The organism is Sandarakinorhabdus sp. (genome assembly GCF_040398645.1).
GTDB lineage: Bacteria > Pseudomonadota > Alphaproteobacteria > Sphingomonadales > Sphingomonadaceae > Sandarakinorhabdus.
Genome location: NZ_JBBATR010000001.1, coordinates 21225 through 26230, shown reverse-complemented (window position 1 = coordinate 26230; position 5006 = coordinate 21225). Strand labels below are relative to the sequence as shown.

Sequence of the window (5006 nt, the reverse complement as noted above, 5' to 3'; positions counted from 1 at the left end):
GCCAGCCACACCGGATCGGCCGGCGCATCGCTGGTCAGCAGCCGGCTGCGTTCGCGCATCGCCGCTTCGTAGCGGCTGACACGCGCGCCGTGGCCGGGATGCAGCGCCAGCACCAGCCGATCCAGAAACCGCCGCCGTGCGCCGGCACTGTCGCTGAACAATCGGTCCATCGCCGGTGTCAGCCACACCAGCGCCAGCCATTCGCCCAGCGCCGCCGCCGGCGCACTGGCGCCATTGATGCGCACCAGCCGGCGATCGGGCGCATCGGCGCTGGTGCCGGTGCCCAGTTGCACATCGCCGCCCGTCTCACGCGGCGCCGCAGCCAGATTCGCCGCCACGCTCCAGCCGCCGGGGCCGCCCTGCCGCGCTGCATCTGACAGCGCCGCGCCGCGCAGGCCGCGCCCGGGCACCAGTAGCGAAATCGCCTCCAATATGTTGGTCTTGCCCGCGCCGTTGTCGCCGGTGATCACCACCAATCCGGCCGCAGCGGTGATTTCGGCGGCAGCGTGGTTGCGAAAATCGGTCAGCGTCAGGCGGGTGATCGCCGCCATCACAGCATGAGCAAGCGGTGCTGGCCGCGATCAAACCGGTGGTAGGGGATCGGCCGCGCCGGATCGGTAAGCCGCTCCGCGACATCGGCCAATATCGCCCGGGTTATGCTGGGCAGATCAAGCTGGGCTGCGGCGTCCCAATCGAACCAGGCAATTTCATCCAGCTCCCCGCAGCCGGCAGTGGGATCAAGGCTGACGAGGTGATCGGCATCGGCCATGAAAAACCGCGCATCAAACCGGCGCGGGCGCACCGGCGGCGTGATGGCGCGGCCGACAAACTGCAGCGGCGCCAGATGCGGCAGATGGCCGGTGGCCAGAAAATCACGCCATTCCTTTGACCTTGTTTGGCCTTGCCCCGGCGCACCGAGCATCAGCCCGGTTTCTTCGAACAATTCGCGCACTGCTGCCGCAGCCAACGCCCGCCCGCGTGCGGCGGGCGCCGTGCGGCCCAAAACCACGGCGGTATCTTCGCTCAATTCGCTGGCGGCTGCGATGCGATAATCGCTGGCATGCAGGCGGCCGCCGGGGAACACCCATTTTTGCGCCATGAACACATGGCCTTGCGCGCGCCGGCCCATCAACACGCGCGGCACCGGGCCATCGCGGCGGATCAGCAGCAGGGTGGCAGCATCCTTGGGCCGCAGCGAGCGGCCAGCCAGAATCGGCACGTTATCGGCATCAACCTTCATGGCACCCTGATGCCACAGGTTGCTGCATCACACCAATGTCCCCAGCGCCGCTGCGGTATAATCCGTCAGCGTGTCGAACTGGCCGGCCTGCACCTTCAGGACCCAATCGGGATCAACGATCAGCGCGCGGCCAACCGCAACAAGATCGAATTCATCGCGTTCCATGCGCGCAATCAGGCCATCAAGGCTGGCGGGCTGCGAGGCTTCGCCGCCCATGCCGGCCACGAATTCGCCGGTCAGGCCGACGCTGCCTACGCTGATCGTGGCCTTGCCGGTCAATTTCTTGGCCCAGCCGGCAAAATTCAACCCGTCGGCGCCGTCGATATCGGGAAATTCCGGTTCCCAGAACCGCCGCTGCGAACAATGAAAGGCATCGGCGCCGGCATCAGCCAGCGGGGCCAGCCACGCCAGCAGCTCGTCCGGGGACGGCGCCAGCCGATAGCCGAAATCCTGCTGTTTCCACTGGCTCAGGCGGATGATCACCGGGAAATCCGCGCCCACCTCGGCGCGCACCGCGCGCAGCATTTCGGCGGCAAAGCGGCTGCGTTCCGGCAAGGTCGGCCCGCCCCATGTGCCGCCGCGCTGGTTGGTGGCATCCCAGAAAAACTGATCGATCAAATAGCCGTGGGCGCCGTGCAGTTCGACGGCATCAAAGCCCAGCCGCTTCGCATCGCCGGCCGCGCGCGCAAAGGCCGCGATGGCATCGGCCACATCGGCGTCGGTCATCGCCTGTCCGTTGGTCTTGCCGGGCATGTACACGCCCGATGGACTTTCGGCGGTTTCCTGCTTGGGGTTGCGGCGGTTGGGCAGCGCGCCGACGTGCCACAATTGCGGCGCGATCAGGCCCTGCTCGCCGTGCACGGCCTTGACCACTTCGCCCCAGCCCTGGAGCGCATCGCCAAAGAAATGCGGCACATTGGGATCATTGGCCGCGCCGGTGCGCTCAACGGCCGTGCCTTCGGTGATGATCAGGCCAACACCGCCGGCGGCGCGCTTGCGGTAATATTCCGCGACATTGCTGCCGGGGGTGCCGCCCGGCGAGAAACTGCGCGTCATCGGCGCCATCGCGATGCGATTTGGCAGCGTCAGGCCGTTAAGGGTGAAGGGGCGGAAAAGTGTCTCGGTGCTCATCCGCGCTGGTTAGCCGGCCCGCGCGCACAAGGAAACCTCATCATTTCTTTATCGCGGTGTGGCCGTGGGTTCGCACTTGTCAGCCAGCGGGTGGCAGCGATTGACCAGCTCCACCAGCGCGGCCGCCGCGACATGGGTGTAGATTTGTGTAGTGGCGATATCGGCGTGACCCAGCAACGTCTGCACGATGCGCAGATCAGCGCCGCCTTCCAGCAGATGCGTGGCAAAGGCGTGGCGCAGCACGTGCGGCGAAATCCGGTCCGGCGCGATACCGGCGGCCAGCGCCAGATCCCGAATCAACTGCCACAGCCGCAACCGCGTCAGATGCGCTGCCGCGCTGCCGCGCCGGCCCGATGGAAACAGAAAGCGGCTGGTGTTCGGCACATGCACGGACCAGGCCAGCACAGCGGCCTCGGCGCGGCGGCTGATCGGCACCAACCGTTCCTTGCTGCCCTTGCCCAGCACCACCATATGCCCGCGCCCGGCCCGCACCGCGCCGTGCGGCAGTGCCACGAGTTCAGTGGCGCGCAGGCCTGAGCCATATAAAAGCTCAACCAGTGCCGAAAGCCGCAGCGTGCGCGGATCATCCGGCCGCTGCGCCAACTGCGCAGCCAGCGCGGCAAACAGCGCCTCGACATCGCCAGCGCCCAGCGTGCGCGGCAACGCGCGCGCGCTGCGCGGCAAGGCAAGATCGCGGCCGGGATCATCGGCGCGCACGCCTTCGGCCGCCAGGAACGCCAGAAACTGACGCACCGCCGATCCCTTGCGCGCGGCGCTGGCGCGGGCCAGCGGTGCCCAGTGCCGGGCCAGCACCGCCAGCGCGGCCGCATCGGCGCTTGCCAGATGGCCGCCCAGCCATAAGCTGGCCTGGTTCAGGTCACGGCCATAGGCCAGCAACGTGTTGCGGGCGGCGCCGCGTTCACTGGCCATGGCATCCAGAAACAGCGCGATGGCGCGCGTGTCGCTGATCGCCGCCAGCATCGTCAATTCGCAGTGGCCGCGCCGCCGGCCATGACTGCCGCCCGCGTGACGGCTTCGCCAGCAAATTGCCGGGCTTCGGCGCGGCGTCCGCTGGCCATCAGCGCAGTTGTGATGGCGGCGATATGCGCCGCGGGCACATCGGCCCAGCTGCCCTGCAAGCCAGTGGCGGCCAGCACCGCTACTTCCCCGCCGGCCCGGCGCCGCGCGGCATCGGCGATGGCAGCCTGCCAGCGGCCGGGCGCAGCGGTCATCGCAGGCATCAACTCCCGGCGCAGCGCATCCCAATCACTGCCGCGCGCCGCGCCCAATCCCGACAGCGCCGCCAGCACCACCGCCGCAGCGCGCGGCGATGCATCGGTGCGAGAGCGCCAATCGGAAAAATCCCCCGCCGACACCGGCACGCCGCCGCCGCCTGCCGCCAGCAGCGCCCATGCCTGCGCCTTGATCTCGCCGCCGGCCGCGCTGGCCACCGGCCACCAGACCGCCGCCGCGCGGGCGTCTCCTGCCGCCAGCAGCGCCGCAATGATCGGTACCGATTGATCGGCAATCGCAGCCGACGGGCGCAGCGCCGCAGCCGCCGTGGCGGTTTCCAGCAGCGCGCCGTAGGGGTCTTCGCCGGCCCCGGCACTGGCGCGAATCGCCGCCATCGCCTCGGCCCGCGCCGCCGCTGAACCCGCCGAAAACGCATCGCGCAAATTGGCGGCACGGCTGCCCACCGCAAAGCCACCGCTGGCATCGGCGGGCGACAATGCGGACACGCCGCTGGCCAATTCGGACACCGACAGGCTGCCGTGGACAGCCGCGCCGCGCAAAAGCGCCAGCCGCGTGGCCGCCGGCAGCCCGGCATTGCGCACCGCCCAGCCAGCATGGGCGGGGCCAAGCGCTGCCAGCCGGTCCGCCGGCACCGGCACCCCGGCGGCCGTGGCCACGCCGTAGCGGTACAGGGTAAGGCCCGGCACTTCTTCCCAGTTGATGCCATCGGCGCGGCCGGCCCCGCCCGCCAACACGGCTACCCGCTGCGCCAGCCGCACATCAAATGGCGCCACCCGCGCGCGCTGATTGCGCAGCACATCGATGATGTTGGCGGCAGTCAGATCGTCGCCGGCCATGGCGGCGCACATGCCAAAGGCCAGATCCCACAGCGGCCCCGGTGACAAGGCGCGCCCAGTGGCTGCAATCGGGCACAGGCCGGGCAGATCCGCCGCAGCCAGCGAAACCGTGGCAGCCAGCGCATAGGTGGCCGGCGTGAACCTGTCCACCGGCAGCACATCGATCAACCGGCGCGCGCTATCGACATCGCCCTGGCGCAGCAGCAGCCCGGCCCGCGCCGCCACCCAATCGCCATCGCCGATGCCCGCCGGCCCCGGCACCCGCGCCAGCAGCGCCCGGCGCAGCGTGATCGCCGCCCAGCGGGAGGCCACCGGGCGGGTGATGCGCGCGGCCAATGCCGTCACAAACCGCCCATTGCTGCCCGCAAAGCTGTTGCTGCCAAAGCCGCCGGCGGCATCGGCAGCAATCAGGCCAAGCGGCGCGCCCGGCGGCAGCGCAGCTTGCGCTGCAAATGGATCGGCGACAGGCGGCGCATCGCCATCCGCAGGTTCATCCGGCAACAGGGGCGGCAAGCCGCTGTTCGTTGCTGTTGGCAGCGTTGGCA

Annotated in this window: 5 protein-coding genes; all 5 read right to left on the bottom strand. The window is 69.6% G+C overall.

Annotation, left to right across the window (positions count from 1 at the left end; genetic code table 11):
• Positions 1 to 551 (bottom strand): AAA family ATPase (locus ABWP50_RS00125; protein WP_353215956.1); only part of this gene is annotated, 551 nt, incomplete at its 3' end.
• Positions 551 to 1240, bottom strand: a complete 690-nt coding sequence (locus ABWP50_RS00120) for an NUDIX hydrolase (RefSeq protein ID WP_353215955.1) — start codon at positions 1238 to 1240, stop codon at positions 551 to 553. The genes ABWP50_RS00125 and ABWP50_RS00120, both read right to left, overlap by 1 nt.
• Positions 1241 to 1267: 27 nt before the next feature.
• The gene (locus tag ABWP50_RS00115; RefSeq protein ID WP_353215954.1) at positions 1268 to 2371 is read right to left on the bottom strand and encodes an NADH:flavin oxidoreductase; all 1104 of its coding nucleotides are present in this window, start codon (positions 2369 to 2371) and stop codon (positions 1268 to 1270) included.
• A gap of 48 nt (positions 2372 to 2419) precedes the next feature.
• Positions 2420 to 3352 (bottom strand): tyrosine recombinase, encoded by a 933-nt coding sequence (locus tag ABWP50_RS00110; protein WP_353215953.1) that lies wholly within the window; start codon positions 3350 to 3352, stop codon positions 2420 to 2422.
• Positions 3353 to 3354: 2 nt separating this feature from the next.
• Positions 3355 to 5006 (bottom strand): hypothetical protein (locus ABWP50_RS00105; protein ID WP_353215952.1); only part of this gene is annotated, 1652 nt, incomplete at its 5' end.